The organism is Bradyrhizobium sp. CCBAU 65884 (assembly GCF_028128835.1).
Lineage (GTDB): Bacteria > Pseudomonadota > Alphaproteobacteria > Rhizobiales > Xanthobacteraceae > Bradyrhizobium > Bradyrhizobium ottawaense.
Genome location: NZ_LBJU01000133.1, coordinates 197390 through 218075, shown reverse-complemented (window position 1 = coordinate 218075; position 20686 = coordinate 197390). Strand labels below are relative to the sequence as shown.

The following is a 20686-nucleotide window of genomic DNA, read 5'->3' as shown; positions in this document are numbered from 1 at the left end:
GTTTGAAGACCCGGGGTACCCCCGGTAAGATTGGCCCCGCGCAAGGGAATCGGGATGGACGATCTCATCATCATCGGCGGCGGCGAGCATGCTGTCATGGTCTACGAGGCGGCGCTGCTGTCCGGCCAGTTCAAGGTCGTCGGCTTCCTCGATCGGCAGCCCGGTACGCTCGCCGACGTCAGCTATCTCGGAACCGACGAGGCCGCGCCAGAGTATCCGGATGCCGCCTTCGTGTTGGGAATCGGATCGATGCAGGCGGGGCCCGCACGCCGGCAGATGATCGGCCGCATGCAGGTCAAGCGCTGGGCGTCCGTGATCCATCCGCGCGCTATCGTCTCGCCGTCAGCCACGATCGGCGCAGGCACGGTCATCATGCCGGGCGCGATCGTCAATGCGCAAAGCCGGATCGGCGATCACTGCATCATCAATTCCGCTGTCGTCGTCGAGCATGACGTGCGGATCGGCGATTGCACGCATCTGTCGCCGGGAACCGTGGTCGGCGGAGGCGCGAAGATCGGAGAGAACTGCTTCGTTGGTCTCGGCAGCCGGGTCAGGGACCACATCGCGATCGGCAACGACACGCTGGTCGCGATGGGATCGGTGGTCACGGGTCCATGCCCGCCAGGGTCCGTCCTTCGCGGCGTTCCGGCAAAGCCGCAAGGTTAAAGCGGATCGTCAGGCTCGAGCGCGCGGGGCGCGGCCGTTCCGACCAGCGACCAGTAGTCGATCGGTGGCCGGCCGGCGCCCGGTCGCTTGGCGGTGATGTCGGCGGGGCCGATGGTCTCGCCGGCCTTCAGCGCGCGCGCCGCAACGATGCTCTTGCGCGCCACAGGGACGTTCCTGATCTCGGAGTCCTTTGGCGTCTTCACGCCGTCGCCAACCGCGCGCTCGACGTTGCGGATGGCCATGACCATGCGCTGGAAATCGTCAGGCTCCAGTGAGGCCGCGTGATCGGGGCCTTGCGCCTTGCGGTCGAGCGTCAGGTGCTTTTCGATGATCGTCGCGCCGAGCGCGACGGCGGCCACCGAAACCTCGAAACCGTCGGTGTGATCGGAATAACCGACCGGAAGCTGGAACGCAGACCGCATCGTCGCCATTGCAGCGAGGTTCACGTCGCCGATGGGACAGGGATATTCGGTCGTGCAATGGAGCAGGCTCACATGCTGTGCGAGCGCCGTGCGCGCCGCCGGATCGCGCCACGCCGCGCGGAAGGCGGCGATGCTGGGTGGGGCGTCGGATGGGCCGTAGCCATGGGCGAGCACGCCCAGCGCCTCCTCGATCTCCCCGAGCGTTGCCATGCCGGTCGACAGGATCAGCGTCGCGCCGGCCTTCGCGGCCGCATGCAGCAGCGGCGCGTTGGTGAGGTCGCCCGATCCGATCTTGATGCGCGGCAGTTTCAGCGACAGCAGGAAGGCGAGTGAAGCGTCGTCGAACGGCGTCGACAGGAATTCGATGCCGCGTTCCCTGGCGCGTTCGATCAACGTGTGATGCGCGGCACGCGGCAACTCGAGCCGCTCCAGCATGGCAAGCTGACTTTCGTCAGCATCCGTCGTACGTTGTTGATAGTCGGCCTTCTTTGCCGCGCTGCCCGCCAATGCCTTCGCATTGAAGGTCTGGAATTTGACGATGTCGGCGCCGGCGTCCGCGGCGGCATCGACCAGCGCCCGTGCCGTCTCCAGGCTTCCGTCGTGATTGACGCCGGCTTCTGCGATGATCAGCGTGTGCGTTGTCATGCCTGCGCCCCACCTGGCCGAAGCTCGTAAAAGCCCTTGACCAGAAGCTGCCTGAAATCCGGGACGCCGGCGACGATTTCGGCAAATCGCCGGCTCGATTCGCCATCGCCGTAAGGGTTGACGGTGGCTTGACGGCCGCGCTGGAGCCCTGCCGCGATGGCAGCGGCAATGGCGCCGCGCTCGGGCTCTGCGTGAAATACCGAGGCCGCGCGCTCGCGTCCCTTCTGACGGTCGCCGATATCGACGGTGGGAACGCCGAAGGAGGGCGTTTCGAGCACGCCGCTCGAGGAATTGCCGATCACCAAATCCACCTGGCTCATCAAGCTGAGGTAGCGAAGCTGCCCGAGCGAGGCGACCGCGATCGTGTTCGGCCGGCTGGCCGCAAAGGCCTCGATCCTGGCGTTCAGGGCGCGGCCCTCGGCGTCGGCGTTGGCGAGCGTGAACACGAAACGAAAGGCGGGATCGAGCGTCGACAGGGCCGCGAACAATTCATCCAGTTCAGCCACCGAGCGCCCGGCTTCGACCGTGACGGGGTGAAACGTGATGAGCGCATTGCGTTCGCCGAGCGGCATCCCGATCGCGCCGCCTATGTCGTCGCGATTCATCAGATCGAGATGCTTGATGGCGTCGATGCCGACCGAGCCGATGGTATGGATACGCGAGGGGTGCTCGCCAAGCTGCATCAACCGCTGCGTCGAGCCCTGATTGCTGGTGAAATGCAGGTGCGACATCTTGCTGATGGCGTGGCGAATGGACTCGTCGACCGCACCTTCGGTGACGTCTCCGCCGAACAGATGCGCCATCGGCAGCCGCATGAACATCGCGGCCTGCGCGGCTGCGAACATCTCGAAGCGGTCGCCGAGCACGACGACGAGATCCGGCTGTAGCCTCGTGAAGGTATCGGCAAAGCCGATGACGCCGAGGCCGACCGATTTCGCGGTGCCGGCGCCGGTGTCGCTGCTCAGCAGCGTTTCGACGCGCTCGTCGACCTCAAACCCCTCGTCGCGGATTGCATTGAAGGTGTAGCCGAACTCCGGCGCAAAATGCATGCCGGTGGCGACGAGTTGAAGTGTCAGGCCGGGCGTTTCCCGGATCGCGCGCATCGGCCAGACCAGCAGGCCAAAATCGGCGCGGCTGCCGGTGACGAAGCAGATCTTTCGCGCGCCACTATTCATCGGGAGACCTGATGCTGGCGCTGCTGGGCAGGTTGATCAGCCGGCGTTCGATGGATTCGGCGGCGGAAAGATCGCCGCGGGGGTTTTGCGCGAACATCGGCAGCTTGTGCATCAAGGTCCAGGCCGGGCGCGCGCCGAAGCCGGCGTCGTTGAGCGCGGCGAGGACGTCGTCGCGGCGGCCGGCATTTTCCTCGTCGAGCAGGATCGCATTCAGCCAGTAATTGCTCGTGGTGTCCTTTGGCTCGCGCGAGAAGCGGACGCCGGCAACATCCGCAAAGGCGCGCTGATAGGCCGTTGCTAACTTGCGCTTGCTCGCCAGGAAGCCGTCGAGCTGCTCGAGCTGGGCGCAGCCGAGCGCCGCGTTCAAGTTCGGCAGGCGGTAGTTGAAGCCGATCTCGTCGTGGATGAAGGCCCATTTGTGCGGCAGCTTGGCCGTGGTCGTCAGGTGCTTGGCGCGGCGGCCCAGCTCCTCGTCATTGGTCAGGATGGCGCCGCCGCCGCCGGTGGTGACGATCTTGTTGCCGTTGAAGCTGAGTGCCGCAAGGCGCGCCTGCGATCCGACCGCGTGGCCTTTGTAGGTCGATCCCAGCGATTCCGCGGCATCTTCGACCAGCGCGATGCCCCAGTCGCGGGCGATCGCGGCAATCTCGTCGAGCTCGACCGGGTGGCCGAAAGTGTGCATCGGGGCGATCGCCGCGATGCGGCGGCCGGTCTGGCGGTTGATGGTGCCGGTCGCAGTCTTCTGTGCGATCGCATCCAGTCGCACCGCGAGAGCGCGCGCGTCCATGCCGAGCGTCTCCAGCGAGCTGTCGACGAAATGCGGCGTCGCGCCGCAATAGGCGATCGCGTTCGTCGTCGCGATGAAGGTCAGCGCCGGCGAAATGACCTCGTCGCCGGGCTCGACACCGGCGAGGATGAAGCAGGCATGCAGCGCGGCTGTGCCATTGACGACGGCGACCGCGCGCTTGGCGCCGGTGGCCTCCTCGAGCATGCGCTCGAACCGGTCGACGAAGGGGCCGACCGAGGAGACGAAGGTGCTCTTGATGCACTCTTCGAGATAGACGATCTCGTTGCCGGCGAACACCGGTTCGTGCAGGCCGAGGATGCCGTTCGGCGTTCCCACCGCGCGCCGCACGGCATCGACGATCGTCTTTTGGTCGAAGCCTGTCCTCGTCACGTGACCGTCCACCATCGCCTCAGACATTGTACACGTCAGCCTTGTAGCGGCTCAGATTTGCAGGATTGGTGAACCAGTTCACCGTCTTGACCATGCCCCGGCGCATACCCTCGATGCCGCCGAATTCCGGACTCCAGCCGAGTTGCTGGCGTGCCTTGGAATTGTCGGCCCAGAGCCGTTCGACCTCGCTATTGGCGGGACGCAGCCGCGCTTCGTCGGTCTCGATTTCGATCGCCGTCCCCATGACGTCTGCGATCATCTGCGCGGTCGCGCCGACCGAAATCTCGAAGCCGCTGCCGAGATTGATGGTCTGGCCGACGACTTGCTCCGCAGGTGCCGTGAGACCCGCGATCAGGCCGCGCGCGGTATCGGTGACGAACGAGAAATCGCGCGTCGGGCTGACGGCGCCGAGGCGGATCTTGCGCTTGCCGGTCGCGATCTGGCTGATAACGGTCGGGATCACTGCGCGCGCCGATTGCCGCGGACCAAAGGTGTTGAACGGGCGGATCACCACGACGGGCATGTCGAACGAAGCCTGGAATGACAGCGCCATCTGGTCGGAGGCGATTTTCGAGGCTGAGTAGGGGGACTGCCCGACCAGCGGGTGGCTCTCCTTGATCGGAACCGTCTGCGCGGTGCCGTAGACCTCGCTGGTCGAGGTCTGAACGAAGCGCCGCACCCCGGCCATGCGCGCGGCCTGCAGCACGTTCACGGTGCCGCGCACGTTGGTCTCGACATAGGAGTCGGGCGCGACATACGAGAAGGGGATGGCGATCAGCGCCGCCAGGTGCAGCACGTCGGTGCAGCCGCTCGCGGCCGCGATCATGAAATGGGGATCGCGGATGTCGCCGGCGACCACCTCGACGGACTTGATGACGTCGGCCGGTATCGTGTCGAGCCAGCCCCAGGAGTTGAAGGAGTTGTAATACACGATCGCCTTGACGCGGGCGCCGGCCTTGACCAGCTCCTCGACGACGTGCGAGCCGATGAAGCCGTCGCTGCCGGTAACGAGGACGCGGGCGTCCCTCAGATCTGCCATGCCGGACCCCAAAAGGCGATTAAGCCAGTATTCGCAACAAGATGGCGCTATAGCACACTGGCGGTTGCGCGCAACAGAGCAGCGCTTGGGGGCTGCCAAATGCCCGGGGATGCAGCAGTTTTCGTGGCGTGCCTAAGCCTCGCCCACCGGACTCAGGCGCTGCTTTACGAACGTCTCCAGATTCCCGCCTTCAAACAGGTGCCCCGCAACGCCCGCCGCCTGTGCGGCTTCCATGTCGCTTTCCTTGTCCCCGATCACCATGCTGCGTGTCATGTCGACGGGGAAGCGCCTGACGAGGTCGGTGATCATGCCCGGCGCCGGCTTGCGGCGGTCGCTCATGCGGCAATAGCGCGCGACGGTTCCGTCGGGGTGATCAGGGCAGTATTCGAATGCATCGATATGTGCGCCGACCTCCGCCATCTGGTCCGCCATCCACCGGTGCAGCGTGACCACGTGATGCTCCTCGTAATAGCCGCGTGCGACGCCGGATTGATTGGTAATCACGAAGGCAAAATAGCCGGCATCGTTGACGGCTTTCACGGCCTCGCGTGCCCCCTCGATCCATTCAAGCTTGTGCGTCTCGAACGTGTATCCGGAATCGTGATTGAGCACGCCGTCGCGATCGAAGAACACGGCCGGCCGCCGCAGCTGCTGGCGTAGTTCGCGATCGGCACGCGCGAAATCATCGGGAATGCCGATGTCGATGAAGTAACCGCGATAGGCCGTGCCACGCAGCTCGCCGGACTTGGCAAGTCCGGGGAATATCTCCTGCTCGAGCGAAGCGGGAAGCGTCGCGATGTCGTCGAGAACGGACTTGTCGATGACGTAGATGCCGGCATTGACCGGTCCCGTCGCACCCGCACCCGGGGCGATGAAGTCGCGCACCATGTCACCATCGAGCACGACGCGCCCGTAGCGATCCCCGACGACGCCGTCACGCAATGCCATGCGCACGCGCCCGTCATGCGCGCGGGCGATCAGATCGAGCAGGTTGAAGTCGAACAGGGAATCGCCATTGAGCAGCAGGAAACGATCGTGCAGCAGATCGCGCGCATGCACGAGCGCGCCGCCGGTGCCGAGCGGCTCGGTCTCGCGCGACACGACGATTCGCGTCCGCCCCCGGACGGCCGCGGCGTAGTGCGTCTCGACCATCTCCGCCTTGTGGCCCGCGAGCAGGAGAATCTCATCGAACACGCCATAGCGCACCAGCTCGTCGATCAGCGTGTCGAGAAACGGCCGTCCGCCGACGTCGAGCATCGGCTTGGGAACCAGCTTCGTGCGCTCACCCAGCCGGGTACCCAGCCCACCGACGAGGATCGCGGCCTGTCTCAACATGAGGTGCCCTTTTCACAGCACGTTTGGCGGGCCATAGCGCCAATCTGCGACCATGCGAGGATCAATGTCCGGTCCACTTCATATCAGCGCGAGCAGGGAATGCGAACGACCGCAGCCTGCCTGTTGGCAAACAGAACTGGAAACGGGCCGGTGCGCAACGCATCGATGACCGCAGGCTCAATCGGCTCGACGGGAGGAAAATAGCTGAGGCGCTGGTCGGCTGCGAGATGTGTCCAGGCGATCGTGCGGGGCGTGATGATCGCGACCAGGTTCCAGGCGTTATCACCCGCTTCCAGGATATTCTGGATCGTGGACTTGGCTTCCTCACCCGAGAGTTCCGGGATCACCGAGGCGCCTGCGTCGGCAGACGGTTGCGCCGTCTCCGGAAGCGGTGCCGTTACGGTGCGGACGGATCGCATCATCCCGCCCAAAGCATCGGCCCTTCGCATCTGGAAGAAGGTCTCCGAATTGATTGCTCCCACCAGAGGTGCGATCAAGCTGCAGGCGTCTTCAAGCCGTTGACGTCCTTCGGCGGGCTGCAGCATCGTGCGCACCACCGATTTTGTCCGCTTCGCGACCGCTTCATTCACAGTGTCCAGATTGGAGAACAGATAGGCGGCCGGAGCGCCCGTGACCGCCTGAACGATGCCCATCGTATATGGGTCCGAAAGAATGATTCCCTTTCGTAGATTGTCGCGGAGCCAGCGAGCGACTTCAAGATCGTCGGCGTTGTAGTGTGAAACGACTGCAGTGCGGTCGGGAAGCGCGCCGTAACTGTAGCTCCTGACAATGCCGGACAGACCAATCCTGTCGACCGCCACGCCCAATCCCACGACCCCCACCAGACCGTAAACGTAGATCCGTCTCGACCGGGCGAGGGTCGACAGCGCGAGTATCGTGAGCAGCACTATGCCTGCGATTTCCGTCGGTCGCAGGAACGCCTGGTAGCGGGCAAAAGGAAGGTCGGCCCGCCAGGCAAAGGCGTAGACCAGAACCACAAGAGCAGTCGCAAACAGCGTAATGGTTGCCGCAATCAGCACCCGTCGATATCGGGAAGGTCTGAAATCGATCAGCAGCTGACAAAAAGTCTCAGCGGCCGTGATCGTGAACAGCGACATTATGATCGTGCTGATGCGGTACAGGAAGGGGAAGCCCGAGAGTACGGCGAGCATCAGGCCGCAGCCGGCAATCCAGGACCACACGAGTGTCGCGAAGCCTTCGCTTTGAGGTCCGATCGTCCCCGAGGGACCGCGGAAGACAGGCCGGGTCATCGACCACCATGCAACGCCCAGTGTGATGCAGATGGTGAACAGCGGCCCCATCGCCCGGCCAAGCTCGATCGTGGCGACCTGTGGTCCGGAGCCCAAGAACAGCTCTTCGCCACCCTCGATCCGTCTGCCCAGGATCAGGCCCGTAATCGAGGAGAACGTGTCGTTGGCGCTCATCTGCGGAATGTAGCCGAAGCGCATTCCCGCAACGCAGACGACAATTCCGCCAATGATCAGGGGCAGCGCGAAGGACAAAAATCGCAGGGTCGCGATGCTGGCGGACGGCCAGGCGGAGATCATCCGCACGATGGCAAGATACAGAAGCCAACTGGCCAGGACGGTTGGAACGAACAGGAAGGAGCCGCGATGTGCAAGCAGCAGCGTTGCCGGCCAGATCCAGCCAAGAAGGACAAGCCCTGCATATTTTTCGGTATTGCTCAGGATCCTGACCACGAGTAGCCCGGCCATAAGCAACGCAAGTACAAGCGTGTTGTTGTTGAATGCGAACGCGAGCAAAAGCGTCGCGCCGGCGATAACCGCCAGCAGCAAAACGGATCGCGTCGACAGTTCGGTTGCGGTCCGCTTCGAATTGCTCATCAGCACGCCGAGAAACACGACGCTGCTGGCGACAGCCAGGCTGCCGTTTGTCATCAACACGACTGCGTTGCCGGTCGCGGCGAGGAAGAAGGCGATCCATTTGCGCGGAGACGTGGAATAGATACCCTGCACGAAGGCATAGGACGCCAACAGGAAGAACAGGATCGAGAAGAAGCGATAGGTCCAGCTGAATCTCAGAAGATCCAGGCCCAGCGTTCCGGCGAGGGAGCCTGCCAGTGCTGAACGAAGATCGACATAGGATTGGGCCGCGTAGGGATTGATGACGCCACTGTCGGCGTACTCTTGCGCGGTCTTCATCCAGTGAACATCCGCGCCGATGTCCCCGTAAGGAAAGCTGGAAAATGCGCCGAAGGACCACCACCATGTCAGGAGCGCAATCGGCAGCGCCAGCATGCACCAAGTAGCGGCGGCGCGTATCTCGCCGGAGTTCGGGCGCCAGTTCGGCCACGACCAGGCAAGGCCGAAGCCGGAGACGGCAAGCATCGCGGCGAACTGAAGCCACATATCGTTTACGAATAGGGAGAGCAGTCCGAGCAGGATGCCCGTTGTGGAGGCGCCAACCGTAAATCCGAGAACGACGAACTGAGCCTTCGTGAGCCGGCACACCTCGATGAATTTCGTTGACGCAATGGTCAGGATCGAAAATCCGGTCCCGAGTTGCATCAGGAAGAACAGAAGCGTCAGGACAAATGTGGTCGTCCACATCGCGAGGTCTCTACAATGGGCTTCGGCAAAGCAACCGGGTAATGGCGATCTTCAGTTTCCTATCGATAGGTCGGCCGGGCGGCCAACGATCAGCGAGCCGAGCGTAAAAAGATCCTCTTCGGAGAAGTCTTTGAAGCATGGCGCCAGTCGTTCCAGGATATGCCGCTCCGGCGGCCGGCGGTCAGGTTGGTCGCTGAGCAGTTGAAACCCCGCCTCCCTGAACAGCTGCAGATATTCGCTGTGGCGCAGGCGATTGACGTATTGGAAGCGCGACTGGAAAGGCGCCCAATCCGCCTCGGAATATGTCAGGAAGTTGAATGAACTGATGGACGGATCGAAGCCTTTGAAATGGTCGCCGTAGTCGATTTGCATGAGGACCAGTCCGTCAGGGCGCATGATGCGCCGCAGCTCCTTCAAGATTGCCGCGATGTCGCGCTTGGGAATGTGCTCGAGCGTTTCGATGGAGACAGCGCAGTCGATCGAGGCGGCGGGCAGACCCGTCGTCCGGGCATCGGCCGGTGCGCGATAGTCGATCCTCCACGAAGATTCGAGGTCCTCCAGGGAGTTTATGTCGGCGTGGTCAGTGCCGCTCAGTCGAGAAACGATCGCGGCGTTGGAGCGGATCAGCTCCAGCTTGGCCAGGCGCTCGATGTCGACGGTGATGAAGCGCCGGGCCCCGTGAGCGCTGAAAGCCAGCGGAACGATCAGATCGCGTCCGGCGCCGAACTCGAAGCAGGTCGAATCCTGCAGTGGCCGCAAACTGTACTGCTCGTGAACGGCCAGCAGCCGCTGCGCCAGGGTGTAGATGGATCTGACCTGCTTTTCGGGGCGCGGCAGCCGGCGTGTGACGTAGCGCTGCAGGGCGTAGTGCAGGCCTTCGCCCCAGGGGATATTCGACAGCACCGAGAACGCCCGCGCCTTTGTTTGCCAGCGCACGTCAGCGTTTCCCCGGCGGAATGGACGCCGTGATTGGAGTGATGCTGAGGAGCAGTCGCTGAAGCACGGTGTGGATCCAGGAAAGGCCGATGTTCCAGCCTGTTTTCAGGCGGGTACCAGGTCACGTAGCCGGATTCGGTCATACGGGAGGCGCAGCGGCAATGCAAGGATTCCAGGGCTGGCAGGATCGCGGGGACCTGCACCGGAAGCGGAGCGTCATCTTGTCTGGCTGCCACGCCTTGTCCGCTGCCACGCGGCCGCAAAGACTGGCTGATCTCGAGCGTGACGACGGTGCTCGCGCCGTCTCTTTGGAGCCGCTCGATGCGACGCCGTTCCCGGTTGATTCTCCTGTCGGCTCAGCGTAAACAGGCCCTGAAATCGCGTCGACGTTTTAGCATGCGGGCAAGAACATCGCGTATGATTTGTCCAAAGCCGCCGGCCGGTTCGGTCTGTGCCGATCCCTTGCCCTCCCGCCGAGTTTTGTCGAATGCCCGGTGAATTGCTGATTGGCGAGGCCGTCGCAAGGGGCTATCCGCCCGCCGTGCTCTATCTGCGCAATGACGAGACTGTCACGACGGAAGTCTGCGCATTCAACTACTTCTCGGTCTTCATGAAGGATCATCCGGAGGTGGATGCTCACGTCTGGCTCTTCGACGGAGCGGGCAAGCCGGCTGGATATTTCCACAGGGAACTTGGCGTCAACGGACAATTGCAATTGCAGACTTCGGAGCTGTGTCCGCGCGTTTCGGGAACGGTCGCGATGGCGCTGGTCCCGAAGCACGAGACCAAGCTTCGTCCCGGACGCAAGGTAACGACCGGCTATTACGCACAATATTTCTCGCAGCACGGTGCGATAACGTTGTCGCACGAGCGCGAACCGGTCGCGGCAGCGCCGTTCCCGACCTCCGCCTGGATGCAATCCTATCTCACGCGCTTCCTGAAGGAGTCCGGCGTGGTGCTCGTGAACTCCTGCATGGCGTCCGAAGGCGTCTCGGTCGGGACGGCACGGCTCATGGCCTTGGACGGCACGGCATTGGGTCAGCGCGAGATACCGGAGATCGCGCCGATGGGCGCCATCCGCATCAGCACGCTGGACCTTTTCCCCGAGGCTGAACGGCTGATCGGTGCGGCCGAAGGTTTCGCCCTGGAATTCAAGGGCACCAACATCGCAAGTCCGTTCAGCTATTATGAATTTGCCAACGGCAAGTTCAGCCTGCATCATTTTTAGGGGCGCGACCGTGACACGTTTCTCGTCCAGCCCCTGGAAGCCCTACGAGCCCAGATTCATGTTCCCGACTTTCGCGGGTGTCGAGTCGCGCATGGGTTTTTCGATCCCTGCCTGGTATCGTCCGGTCGACATCAAGTATCTCCGCAGTCTCGTCGCCGGCAGCCTGCGCAAGAATTTTCGCGAAACGGTCAAGGATCTCGTTCCCGAGCTCGCCAGCCTGGTCGCCTCGGGCTTCAGCAAAAAGCTCAGGTTCAAGCTGCACATCCTGTCGCGCGACGGCGACTACCGGGCGACCTACGAGTTTCCGGAAGACTACGCGCCGGGCGCCTCCGTCGAGATCGAGCTGTCGCGCCTTTTCGCCTCGCTCAAGCTCCCGCAGCACGATTATCTGGTCATCGCCGTGATGTCGCGCGGGCGGATGGACGGCTTCCGTTCCTCGCCTGCCAGCTATTCGATGACCTATGTCGATCAGGACAACGTCGCGATCTACCGCACCGGCGCGTTTGCCCGGCCCTTGAACGAAGGCAGGCTCAAGGCGCATGTCGGGTTCACCGGGATCAATCCGAAGATCATTGCGACCAGCGACATCGTCAGCAGCGTGATGCTGATCAATCACTCCTCCGACCCAGAGTATGCTCATGCGGCGCGGCCGACGTCGAAGCTGATCCGCGAGGACGGCGAGCAGATCGAGGGCGATTTCGGCGAGATCCCGCCGCTCGGTGCGCGAGAGGTGTCGGTCGTCGACATGTTCGGCAGTCGCGTGTTCGACTTTCTCAAGCCGTTCGGCGGCCGCGGGACCACAGTTACCACTTGCACCGGAATGACGCTCGCGAGCCTGCACTTGCAGCGCACGAACGACAATCGGCGGACGTTGCTGGGCATCGAGCACTCGCGGCCCGCGCACATGAACCTCGCCGGCATTCTCCAGCATTGATCAAGGAAATCGATTGTCGGAGCACGGGGCAATGCTGTCATGGTCCGGCGGTCTTGGCCGCTTGCTGAAGTTTGACGATCACATGAAGACTCCATCCCTCGGCCTGGTGCTGGGGTTCTGGGTCATCTCGAACGTTCTGGTCATCACCTGGTATTGGGTGAATGTATCCGACCGCTATCTCCCGGGCCTGCTGCGGTACGCCGGAATAGCCTTCTACGTGGCCGTCGCGCTCGTTCCGCTGCTGCTCCTGTTCAAGGTGAGACGGAGCTTCTTCAATCCGGTCGCACTGGGACTGCTCGTCAGCTGCTGCCTTGCGTTGTCCATCACTGCGCACGAAGCCAACCTGCTGCGTGAGCAACTGCAGTTCAGCCTCGATCACGAGCGCGAGTTTGCCCATATGGACGCCGTCGAAGGCGTCATGCGGCCGTTGCTCGCCAAGATTACCGAGGCCTACGTCCAGATATTCGGCGACGATCGCACCCACGGCGGCTCGACGTTCCACACCCACATCATCGCCAACTATTTGTTCGATTCTCTGTCGTTTCTCGCCGTCTTTGCGCTGGCGACGCTGCTTCTTTCGCCGACTGCGACGTGGCTCTGTCTGCTGACTTTTGCGTTCTACACCCAGATCGCGATCTACCCGGGACGCATGGGTCCCGTCTTCATTGCTGGCGGCTTGTTCTGGCAGCTCTTTCTGCTGACGTCGCGGCGATATCCCGCCGCGATCATTTCCGGACTGATCATCAGTTTCGGGCGGACCGATGTCGTGTTCGCTTCGGCGTTCTCGCTGCTGGCCCTCGCGGCTTTCGAGCAGCGATGGCCGACACTGAAGGAGTGGGTCGTGTTCGCTTTGCTGGTCGGCATCTCGCTGGCCGTGCCAAAGACGCTGATCTGGATGCATCCAGGAACGGATTACAGGTCATTCCTGGTCACCAATGGCGACTTCAGCAAGCTCGTCGGCAATCTTCTAGCCATGAAGCTCGTGGTGGCGATCGCCAGTCCCGTGCTCGTGATCGCGATCGTGAGGACATTTGCCTTGACCCGGACGATCGCCGTAGTCGGTTCGGCTTGCTTGATCCATGTGGGGCTCGTCTTTTTCATAGCGGATTTCTCCGAGACCCGGCTCATCATACCTGGGCTCGCGGGGCTCGTCTTCGTGGCCAGTGAAGGGCTTGGGAAATTGCTGGAAGGCAAGAGCGAGGCGCAAGCCGGTAGCGGCTGAGGCCGGTGCTGCCCTGGATCACCGCTGAAGGGGCGGCGAGTGCGGTCTCGCCATCCTCATGCTCCGCGTGACTACCAGACGCTCCGCCCGCCATCCATGACGAGATTCTGCCCGGTCATGTAGCTCGAGGCGTCCGAGCAGAGGAACTGCACTGCCGCGCGATATTCGTCGACATCGGCCATCCGCCCCATCGGGATCAAGCGCGTCAGTCGTTCGACGAAGGCCGGGTCCTGGTTGTTGAAGACGCCCCCCGGCGAGATCGCGTTGACGCGCACGCCGTGATCGGCCCAGTAGGTTGCCAGATATTTCGTCAGCCCGATCAAGCCGTGCTTGATCACCGAATAGGTCACGGGCTTCACCGGCTGTTCTTCTTCGCGCGTCACCTGCGGCTGGCGGTAGAGCCGCTGGTCCGGCGCGATCACGCCGAGATCGGAGGCGATGTTGAGGACCACGCCACGGCCCCGTCTGGCCATCTCGCCGCCGAACACCTGCGCGCACAGCATCGCACCGGTCAGGCCGACGGCGATTTCGGTCTGCCATTGCGGCACCGGAAACGCCTCGAAGCGCGAGGAGTGCATGACGCCCGGGCTCGACGTCACCTTCGGATCGATCGCGGCGTTGTTGACAAGGATGTCGACGGTAAGGCCGCGGCCTGCCAGCTGCTCATTGGCGGCGCGAACCGAGTCGAGCGAGGTGACGTTGATCTCGAGCGCGATCAGATCTGAGGACGGCGCGGTCTGCTTGAGTGCGGCGACAGCGGCTTCGGCTTGAGGAAGCCCGACGTCGGTGACGACGACGCGCGCACCTGCCTCTGTAAGGGCGGCGACATGCTGCCGCCCGAGCAGGCCGCCTGCGCCGGTCACGAGCGCGGTGCGGCCGGTCAGGTCATAGCGCGAAGACGGGCTTGCCATTCGAAGGCTCCTGTTCAGCTACCGCAACTGGCCGCCGTCGGCGACCATGATGCTGCCGGTGATGAATGCCGCGCGGGGCGAGACGAGAAAAGCGACGAGGTCGGCTATCTCTTCCGGCTTGCCCAGGCGGCGCAGCGCCACGTCGCGCACGAGCATTTCCTCGACCGCGGCACTGTTTTCCGCAAGCTTGCGCGCCCAGGTGCCGTCCGCCGACAGGATGTTGCCCGGCGCAACCGCATTGATGCGAATGCCTTCGAGCGCCAGAGGCCGCGCCAGGCCGCGCACGGTCGCGTTCAGCGCGGCTTTCGCCGCATGGTAAGTGACGGGCGCGCCAAGCGCCGCCATGCCTGCGATCGAGGAGATGCAGGCGATGGCGCGGTCGCCGCTGCCGCGCGCCATCAGCGGCCGGGCGGCCTCGATCATGTTGGTCGTGGCGAACAGATTGAGGTCCATCACCCGCGACCATTCCGCTGCGGTTTCCTTGCCGGGCGGCACGGAGGCGCCGCTGCCGACATTGCAGACGAGGATATCGAGCCGGCCCCATTGCTTCTCGACGTCCTCGACCAGTGCTTTCGCAGCGGCGGGGTCAGTGACGTCGGCGACGTGGACGGACGAGATGCCTCCGACGCTCGTGCGCGCGGTGTTCAGCGCCTCGGCACCACGTGCCGCGAGCGCGACTTTTGCGCCTTCAGCGGCGAGCGTCGTCGCGATCGCAAGCCCGATCCCGCGGCTGGCGCCGGTGACGAGCGCGACACGATCGGTCAGATCGAGCTTCATCGCACCGCGTCCTCGATCCAGCCGACCGTCATGTCGCGATATTTCGCCAGTGCGCCCGCATGGTCGCCGTCGGCCGCGCGTGCGGTTTGCAGGATGTACTGGCCCTTGTAGCCGGAGCGCTCGATCAGCCGGATCGTCTTGGCAAGGTCGGCGTTGCCGGTGCCGAGCGGCACGGTGGTGCCGCCGCGAATGCGGTCCTTGACGTGCACGTTGAGAATGCGCGGCGCGTAGGCGGCGATCTCCTCGTCGCTGTCATAGCCGAGCGAAGCGCTGTTGCCGCTGTCGTAGTTGATGCCGAAAATTTCAGCCGGAAATGCCTCCATGAACCGGGCAAGCTTGCCCGGCGGCAGATCGGATTCGAAGACGATCTTGACGTTTCTTCTTTTCAACTGCTCGGAGCGTGCGAGCAGCACACGCATCAACGTATCGCGCTCGCTCTCGCGCTCGATCTTGCCGTTGTCGACCAGCGGGATCACGACGAATTCGATGCCGATGCGGCTGCAGGCGGCGACCAGGAGATCGAGGTCGGCGACGAGTGCGTCGCGCACGACGGCATCGACCTTCCAGAACGGTGCCTGCATGAAGCAGTCGCCGGTCAGGCTCGGGATGCGCACGCCGTTCTCGCGCGACAGCGCCAGAATCTCCTGCTGTCCCGGCTCGGTCGTCAGCGGGTTCTCGCGCAGCCGTTCCTGGTCGATGGTCCATTCCATCCGCGTCAGGCCGAGTTCTTTCGCGCGCGAAAATTCCTCACGCCATTCGTCCCAGGGGAAGGCCTGGATCTTGCCGTCGACCAGGGCCGACAGCCGTCCTTGCATGAAGCCGATGCGTTGCAGCGTTGCGGTCACGATTTGCTATCCGAACTGATGGCGAGGCCCTTGGCGATCCAGCCGCCGTCGACGAAGATCTCCTGGCCGGTCACATAGGCGGAGGCTTCCGACGCCAGGAAGACGGCGGCTCCCACCATGTCGGCGGGCTGTCCCCAGCGGCCGAGCATGGTGTGACGGCGTCTCTCTTCGTGCATGACTGGGTCGGCAAAGCTCTTCGCAGTCATCTCGGTCGCGACATAGCCCGGCGCAAGCGCGTTGACGCGGATGCCGTCGGGCGCGTAGTCGGCGGCGAGGGCGCGCGTCAGCCCGGCAAGACCCGCCTTCGCCGCCACGTAGCCTGGATTGCCGGGAAAACCGCGGATCGAGTTGATGCTGGTGACGTTGACGATCGCGGCCGAGCCCGCCTTTTTCAAAAGGGGATAGGCGGCGAGGATGGTGGCGTAGACGCCGGTGAGGTCAGTCGCGACCGTGGCGCGGAAGCGCGCGAGCTCGCTTTCGGCGCTTTGCGGGGGCAGGCTGATGCCGGCGGCGTTGACCAATGCGTCGATGCGGCCGCCTTGCGCCGCGATCGTGCGGAACGCGCTTTCGATCGCCTTGTCGTCGGAGAGATCGCAGGCAAGCGCGGCCACACCTTGCGGCGCGGTCCCGGAACGGCTGAGGCCGAACACCGTAGCGCCGCCATCCTGCAGGCCGGTCGCGATGGCCGCGCCAATGCCGCGCGAGGCGCCGGTCACCACCGCGATCTTGTCCTTGAGCGAGAAGGCGCTGAGATCAGGCATAGCCATAACTGCGCATGATGGCGGCACAAAGCTTGACGTCCTCGGGACGGTCGATCTGGAACATCTTGTGACGTTCCATCACGTGAAAGCCGATCTTGCCGCCGAGACGGTTATTCTGCTCGCGCAGGAGGGATGGGATCAGGACGTAGAACGAACCGTTCTCCAGATAGCGCTTCTCGATCTGCTGCCGCATGCGGCGGTTGCGATAATCGTAGTTGATCGGCTCCGGTCCGTTCGCGCCGATATGCCAGTTGAAATAATCCTCGACCTCGCAAACCGAGAGCAGGCTGTCGAGATGATCGCGATCGAAGGTCGCAAGCGCGTTCTCGATGTCGCCGGGTTCGCGGATCGGGGATGTCGCCTGGAGCGCGACGATCCGTTCGAACCGTCCCATCCGCGCGTCGGTCGCATCGAGCGCATGCAGCCAGGCAGATTCGGAGGAGGCGAGGTCGCCGGAAATGTCGTCGGGGCGCCGCACGCCGACCGCGCCGGCGGCTTCAGCCGCGGCGAGGATCTGGTCGCTGTCCGAAGACACGGCTACCACATCGACGCCGCGTGCGGCGCGTGCCTGTTCGACCGTCCAGGCGATCAGCGGCTTGCCGCAGAGATCGAGCAGGTTCTTGTGCGGGATGCCCTTCGAGCCGCCGCGCGCGGCGATCACGGCCAGCGTCTTGCGCGCCATCAGATGTGTCCCTCGAGGCGCTCGAGCGCGGTCCAGAAACCTTCGCCCATGTTCTTGTGGCCTTGCCAGATCTCCGGAATGAAGGAAGCGCCCGGCGCGTGCTTGCGCAGCACCTGTCCGATGTCGTCGAAATCGATCTCGCCTTCGCCGATCTGAAGACCCTCGCCGTCGAGCCCCTTGGCGTCGCCGAAATGCAGATGCGCGGTGTGCGGCCCGAGCTGGGCGAGGCCTTGCGCAAAGTCGAAGCCGAAATGATTGGCGGCGAGTTTCGTGTGCGAGATGTCGACGCACATGCGCAAGTTATGCTTGGCGCAGAATGCGGCGGACTCGTCCGGGAAGATGAAGATATTCTGGTGGCGCTGGCCGCCGAAATGCCAGGGGAACGGCGCCATGGTTTGCGGCGTCAGCTCGACGCCGTCCATGTCGAGCTCGGTCAAGCTCTGCGCGAAGATGCGGTAGCGCTCGGCCTTCTCCTCCGGCGGCAGCGGCTCGTCCATGGTGAAGCCGCCGATATTGGCGACGATGGGCGGGCGCTTGGTCTTGGGGAAGTACTTCTTCAAGCCGCGGGTAATGTCGATCACCGCCTGGGTCTGCTCCAGCGAATAGCGCCGCAGCGCCTCGTCGGGCGTCGCCAGGTCCATCAGCTTGGAGCCGGCAAACAGCTCCGGCGCATGCACGACGAAGCCGAGATCGTAGGTGCCGGACAGATACGCCGCGGGATCGCGCTCCATGTCGCTGTAGCTGAGATGGAATTCGATGATGTCGGGCTGGCAGATCTCCAGGAAGCGCTCGGCGTCGTGATAGCGCACCGGCACGCCCCACGGACGGTCGAAGCGGTAGCGCCGTGCTTTTGCGACGCCTTCGTCGAGGTCGCTTTGGAAGAAATAGTCGTCGGCCGCCATCGTCCGCGTCAGCTTGCGGCCGAGCAGCGCCGGCATCTTCAGCGGCGACAGGCCCTGTCCCGGGCTCTTCACCGCGATGTCGGCTTCGGAGATCACGGTGCCGGCCGAAAGGTCGCGCGCGGCCACCAGGCTCTTGGCCAGGTTTTCGCGGTTGATCAATTCGCCCTGGCTCAGCGCGCGCTCGACCCGCTTTTCGCCGCGCGCCGCCTCCACCTCGCGGATGCCCGAGACGAGAGCCTTGAATTCCTCCGGCTCCAGGCTTGCCGCATGGTCCGGACCTTCCATCTCCCGGTCGAGGGTGATGTGGCGTTCGATCACGACGGCGCCGAGCGCCACCGCGGCGGTCGAGACGGCAATGCCACGCTCGTGGCCGGAATAGCCGACGACCGGATGAATCTCGCGCAGCGTTTCCATGAAACGCAGATGGATGTTGTGGAGCGCGGCCGGATAGGTGCTCTGGCAATGCAGGAGCACGTAGCCGGCGTTGCGCTCGTCGAGGAATTTCGCCGCGGCCTTGATCTCGTCCGAGGTGCTCATGCCGGTCGAGACGATCAGCGCCTTGCCAGTGGCGGCGAGGCGCGCGAGCAGCGGCAGGTTGGTGAGGTCGGCCGAGGCGACCTTGTAGGCCTGCACGCCGAAACCTTCGAGCACGGCGACACTACTCGCGTCCCAGGGCGTACAGAGATACTGGATGCCCTTGGCCGCGCAATATTCGGCGATCTTCTTCTGCTGCGCCGCCGGAAGCTCGAAGCGGCGCAACAGATCGAGCGTGTATTCGACTGCGAGGTCGTCGTCCTTTCCGGACAGACTCGACGCACGATAGACCTCGTCGAGCTTGCGCATCTGGAACTTGGCGCAATCGGCACCGGCCGCGACCGCGGCATCGACCAGCGCAATGGCGCGGTCGAAGTCGCCATTGTGGTTGTTGCCGATCTCGGCAATGACGTAGCAGGGCTCGCCATCGGCCAGAAGACGGTTGCCGATGCGGACCGGAGCAGGCTGTTTGGGCGATGTCATCAACATTCTCGTCTCATATCCGTCAGGCAAATCGCGCGGGAAAGCGCGACTTCCACGTTCGCAGCCCGTTCTCTTCGAACATGATGCGCGAACAGCTATGTCCCTGTTGTTCCAGCGCGGCGATGAGCTGGTAGCGCTCGAACGGACGTACGAAGAACATGAAGTAACCGCCGCCGCCGGCGCCCAGCAGCTTGCCGCCGACCGCGCCATGCTGCTTGGCGAAATCGTAGATCGCATCGATCGCGTCCGACGAGATCTTCGAGCTCAGCTTCCGTTTGGCGTGCCAGGCGTCGTCGATCAGCCGGCCGCATTCCAGGAGCTGGCCGCGCAGGAGATGCCGCCGGATGTCACGCGTCACCTCCTTCTGCTTGGCGGCCGCGGCGACAGCGTCGCTGGTCTCGTGCTGTGCCTTCTGATCGCGGTGGATAGCGCCGGAATCTCGGCCCGAGCCGGTGTAGCAGAGCACCAGGCTCTCCTCGAGCTCGGCGATGATGTTGGGGTCGAGACGCAGCGGCACGATGGTGTTCTGGTCGGAGAAGAACTCCATGTGATTGAAGCCGCCGAACACGGTGGCGTACTGGTCCTGCCAGCCGCCGGGGATGTTGAGCATCAGCCGCTCGGCCTGGAACGCCATCTCCGCGATCTCGTGGCGGTCCCACTGGTCGCCGCGGAATTCGTTGAAGCAGCCGATGATGGCGGATGTGACCACGGCCGAGCCGCCGAGGCCGGAGCCGACCGGGAAGTCGGCGGAGACCTCGAGCTCGAACCCGTAAGTCGGCTTGATCAGGCGCACGACGGACTTGATCAGTGCAAGATTCCCGTCGGTTCCGAGCTCTGCGAGATTGTCGGCCTCGATCGTGCTGCGGAAATCGTGCGAATAGATCCGGATGCTGGAATCGCTCCGGCGCCGCAGCGTCGCATGAGCGTACATCTTGATCGTGGCGTTGATGACCGCGCCGCCGTCATTTTCGACGAAATAGTGCGTCAGGTCGGTGCCGCCGCCGGAGAAGCTGATCCGCACCGGCGAGCGGGCGCGAGCGAACACCTCGCTCTCTTCGGACAAATTGAACAGCTCGCGGCTGAACACGTCGACGAGCCGGCCTTCACCATCGAGGATCGGCACCACGTGCACGCGCTGATCGAGCAATTTGAGGATCTGCTCGCGCGGACCGCCGGCCCTCGCCGAGACGAAGTTGCGATTGATGCAGGTCGCAACCCGGTCCTGGATCGTGGTGCCGGTCAGCATGCGCCTGCGGATGTCGCCGTCGGTCACGGCGCCGACGATTCGTCCGCTTGAGTCCTGTGCAAACAGGATGCCGAGCATGTTCGCATTCAGGCGCCGGAAGGCTTCCTCAATGGTCTCGGTCTCGGCGATGGTGACGAGAGTTCGTTCAAGCACGTTTCGGGGTCCAGGAAGGGCC

18 protein-coding genes are annotated in these 20686 nt (G+C 63.8%); 4 read left to right on the top strand and 14 right to left on the bottom strand.

Annotated elements, in window-relative coordinates; genetic code table 11:
• Positions 1 to 54: 54 nt before the first annotated feature.
• A complete protein-coding gene (locus XI03_RS37375) occupies positions 55 to 666 on the top strand; it encodes an acetyltransferase (RefSeq protein WP_271594924.1) in 612 nt (203 codons plus the stop codon).
• On the opposite strand, the gene neuB is transcribed toward XI03_RS37375, so the two are convergent.
• The 7 genes from neuB to XI03_RS37340 form a co-directional block, all read right to left on the bottom strand.
• Entirely contained in the window at positions 663 to 1733 is a 1071-nt protein-coding gene (gene neuB, locus XI03_RS37370) for an N-acetylneuraminate synthase (protein WP_271594923.1), read from the bottom strand. The genes XI03_RS37375 and neuB overlap by 4 nt on opposite strands.
• Positions 1730 to 2908 (bottom strand): UDP-N-acetylglucosamine 2-epimerase, encoded by a 1179-nt coding sequence (gene neuC, locus XI03_RS37365; protein ID WP_271594922.1) that lies wholly within the window; start codon positions 2906 to 2908, stop codon positions 1730 to 1732. The genes neuB and neuC overlap by 4 nt, the downstream gene beginning before the upstream one ends.
• Complete coding sequence (locus XI03_RS37360) at positions 2901 to 4085, bottom strand: LegC family aminotransferase (protein WP_271594921.1); 1185 nt, start codon at positions 4083 to 4085, stop codon at positions 2901 to 2903. Before XI03_RS37360 ends, neuC begins: the two co-directional genes overlap by 8 nt.
• Before the next feature lie 19 nt (positions 4086 to 4104).
• Positions 4105 to 5124, bottom strand: a complete 1020-nt coding sequence (locus XI03_RS37355) for an NAD-dependent 4,6-dehydratase LegB (RefSeq protein WP_097668490.1) — start codon at positions 5122 to 5124, stop codon at positions 4105 to 4107.
• Positions 5125 to 5256: 132 nt separating this feature from the next.
• The gene (locus tag XI03_RS37350; protein WP_095425634.1) at positions 5257 to 6459 is read right to left on the bottom strand and encodes an HAD-IIIA family hydrolase; all 1203 of its coding nucleotides are present in this window, start codon (positions 6457 to 6459) and stop codon (positions 5257 to 5259) included.
• A gap of 83 nt (positions 6460 to 6542) precedes the next feature.
• Complete coding sequence (locus XI03_RS37345) at positions 6543 to 9050, bottom strand: hypothetical protein (protein ID WP_271594920.1); 2508 nt, start codon at positions 9048 to 9050, stop codon at positions 6543 to 6545.
• A gap of 51 nt (positions 9051 to 9101) precedes the next feature.
• Positions 9102 to 9986: a class I SAM-dependent methyltransferase gene (locus XI03_RS37340; protein WP_271594919.1), complete on the bottom strand. Its 885-nt coding sequence runs from the start codon at positions 9984 to 9986 to the stop codon at positions 9102 to 9104.
• Positions 9987 to 10473: 487 nt separating this feature from the next.
• On the opposite strand from XI03_RS37340, the gene XI03_RS37335 reads away from it, so the two are divergent.
• From XI03_RS37335 to XI03_RS37325, 3 genes are all read left to right on the top strand, one after another.
• The gene (locus XI03_RS37335; protein ID WP_201759950.1) at positions 10474 to 11214 is read left to right on the top strand and encodes a hypothetical protein; all 741 of its coding nucleotides are present in this window, start codon (positions 10474 to 10476) and stop codon (positions 11212 to 11214) included.
• Positions 11215 to 11305: 91 nt separating this feature from the next.
• Positions 11306 to 12148 (top strand): hypothetical protein, encoded by an 843-nt coding sequence (locus XI03_RS37330; protein ID WP_244611239.1) that lies wholly within the window; start codon positions 11306 to 11308, stop codon positions 12146 to 12148.
• An 82-nt stretch (positions 12149 to 12230) separates the two neighbouring features.
• The gene (locus XI03_RS37325) at positions 12231 to 13370 is read left to right on the top strand and encodes a hypothetical protein (RefSeq protein WP_271594918.1); all 1140 of its coding nucleotides are present in this window, start codon (positions 12231 to 12233) and stop codon (positions 13368 to 13370) included.
• A 71-nt stretch (positions 13371 to 13441) separates the two neighbouring features.
• Here the strand turns inward: XI03_RS37325 and XI03_RS37320 are convergent, their stop codons facing one another.
• Genes XI03_RS37320 through XI03_RS37290 form a run of 7 tightly spaced genes read right to left on the bottom strand, consistent with a single transcriptional unit; the run spans position 13442 to position 20664 of the window.
• A complete protein-coding gene (locus XI03_RS37320) occupies positions 13442 to 14281 on the bottom strand; it encodes an SDR family oxidoreductase (protein ID WP_271594917.1) in 840 nt (279 codons plus the stop codon).
• Between the two features lie 18 nt (positions 14282 to 14299).
• Positions 14300 to 15058 (bottom strand): SDR family NAD(P)-dependent oxidoreductase, encoded by a 759-nt coding sequence (locus XI03_RS37315; protein ID WP_271594916.1) that lies wholly within the window; start codon positions 15056 to 15058, stop codon positions 14300 to 14302.
• Complete coding sequence (locus tag XI03_RS37310; protein WP_271594915.1) at positions 15055 to 15903, bottom strand: sugar phosphate isomerase/epimerase family protein; 849 nt, start codon at positions 15901 to 15903, stop codon at positions 15055 to 15057. Before XI03_RS37310 ends, XI03_RS37315 begins: the two co-directional genes overlap by 4 nt.
• Positions 15900 to 16664, bottom strand: coding sequence for an SDR family oxidoreductase (locus tag XI03_RS37305; RefSeq protein ID WP_271594914.1), 765 nt, complete (start codon positions 16662 to 16664; stop codon positions 15900 to 15902). Before XI03_RS37305 ends, XI03_RS37310 begins: the two co-directional genes overlap by 4 nt.
• Entirely contained in the window at positions 16657 to 17346 is a 690-nt protein-coding gene (locus XI03_RS37300) for an acylneuraminate cytidylyltransferase family protein (protein ID WP_095425625.1), read from the bottom strand. Before XI03_RS37300 ends, XI03_RS37305 begins: the two co-directional genes overlap by 8 nt.
• Positions 17346 to 19265 carry an N-acetylneuraminate synthase family protein gene (locus XI03_RS37295; RefSeq protein WP_271594913.1) on the bottom strand — a complete coding sequence of 640 codons (1920 nt, stop codon included), beginning with the start codon at positions 19263 to 19265 and terminating at the stop codon, positions 17346 to 17348. Before XI03_RS37295 ends, XI03_RS37300 begins: the two co-directional genes overlap by 1 nt.
• Positions 19266 to 19287: 22 nt before the next feature.
• Positions 19288 to 20664 (bottom strand): GHMP family kinase ATP-binding protein, encoded by a 1377-nt coding sequence (locus tag XI03_RS37290; RefSeq protein ID WP_097668500.1) that lies wholly within the window; start codon positions 20662 to 20664, stop codon positions 19288 to 19290.
• Positions 20665 to 20686: the final 22 nt, after the last annotated feature.

Bases quoted from the DNA above. Each gene is read 5' to 3' on its own strand.
- XI03_RS37375 (WP_271594924.1), top strand. From the start codon at position 55: ATGGACGATCTCATCATCATCGGCGGCGGCGAGCATGCTGTCATGGTC.
- neuB (WP_271594923.1), bottom strand. From the start codon at position 1,733: ATGACAACGCACACGCTGATCATCGCAGAAGCCGGCGTCAATCACGAC.
- neuC (WP_271594922.1), bottom strand. From the start codon at position 2,908: ATGAATAGTGGCGCGCGAAAGATCTGCTTCGTCACCGGCAGCCGCGCC.
- XI03_RS37355 (WP_097668490.1), bottom strand. From the start codon at position 5,124: ATGGCAGATCTGAGGGACGCCCGCGTCCTCGTTACCGGCAGCGACGGC.
- XI03_RS37350 (WP_095425634.1), bottom strand. From the start codon at position 6,459: ATGTTGAGACAGGCCGCGATCCTCGTCGGTGGGCTGGGTACCCGGCTG.
- XI03_RS37345 (WP_271594920.1), bottom strand. From the start codon at position 9,050: ATGTGGACGACCACATTTGTCCTGACGCTTCTGTTCTTCCTGATGCAA.
- XI03_RS37335 (WP_201759950.1), top strand. From the start codon at position 10,474: ATGCCCGGTGAATTGCTGATTGGCGAGGCCGTCGCAAGGGGCTATCCG.
- XI03_RS37330 (WP_244611239.1), top strand. From the start codon at position 11,306: ATGGGTTTTTCGATCCCTGCCTGGTATCGTCCGGTCGACATCAAGTAT.
- XI03_RS37325 (WP_271594918.1), top strand. From the start codon at position 12,231: ATGAAGACTCCATCCCTCGGCCTGGTGCTGGGGTTCTGGGTCATCTCG.
- XI03_RS37320 (WP_271594917.1), bottom strand. From the start codon at position 14,281: ATGGCAAGCCCGTCTTCGCGCTATGACCTGACCGGCCGCACCGCGCTC.
- XI03_RS37315 (WP_271594916.1), bottom strand. From the start codon at position 15,058: ATGAAGCTCGATCTGACCGATCGTGTCGCGCTCGTCACCGGCGCCAGC.
- XI03_RS37305 (WP_271594914.1), bottom strand. From the start codon at position 16,664: ATGCCTGATCTCAGCGCCTTCTCGCTCAAGGACAAGATCGCGGTGGTG.
- XI03_RS37300 (WP_095425625.1), bottom strand. From the start codon at position 17,346: ATGGCGCGCAAGACGCTGGCCGTGATCGCCGCGCGCGGCGGCTCGAAG.
- XI03_RS37295 (WP_271594913.1), bottom strand. From the start codon at position 19,265: ATGACATCGCCCAAACAGCCTGCTCCGGTCCGCATCGGCAACCGTCTT.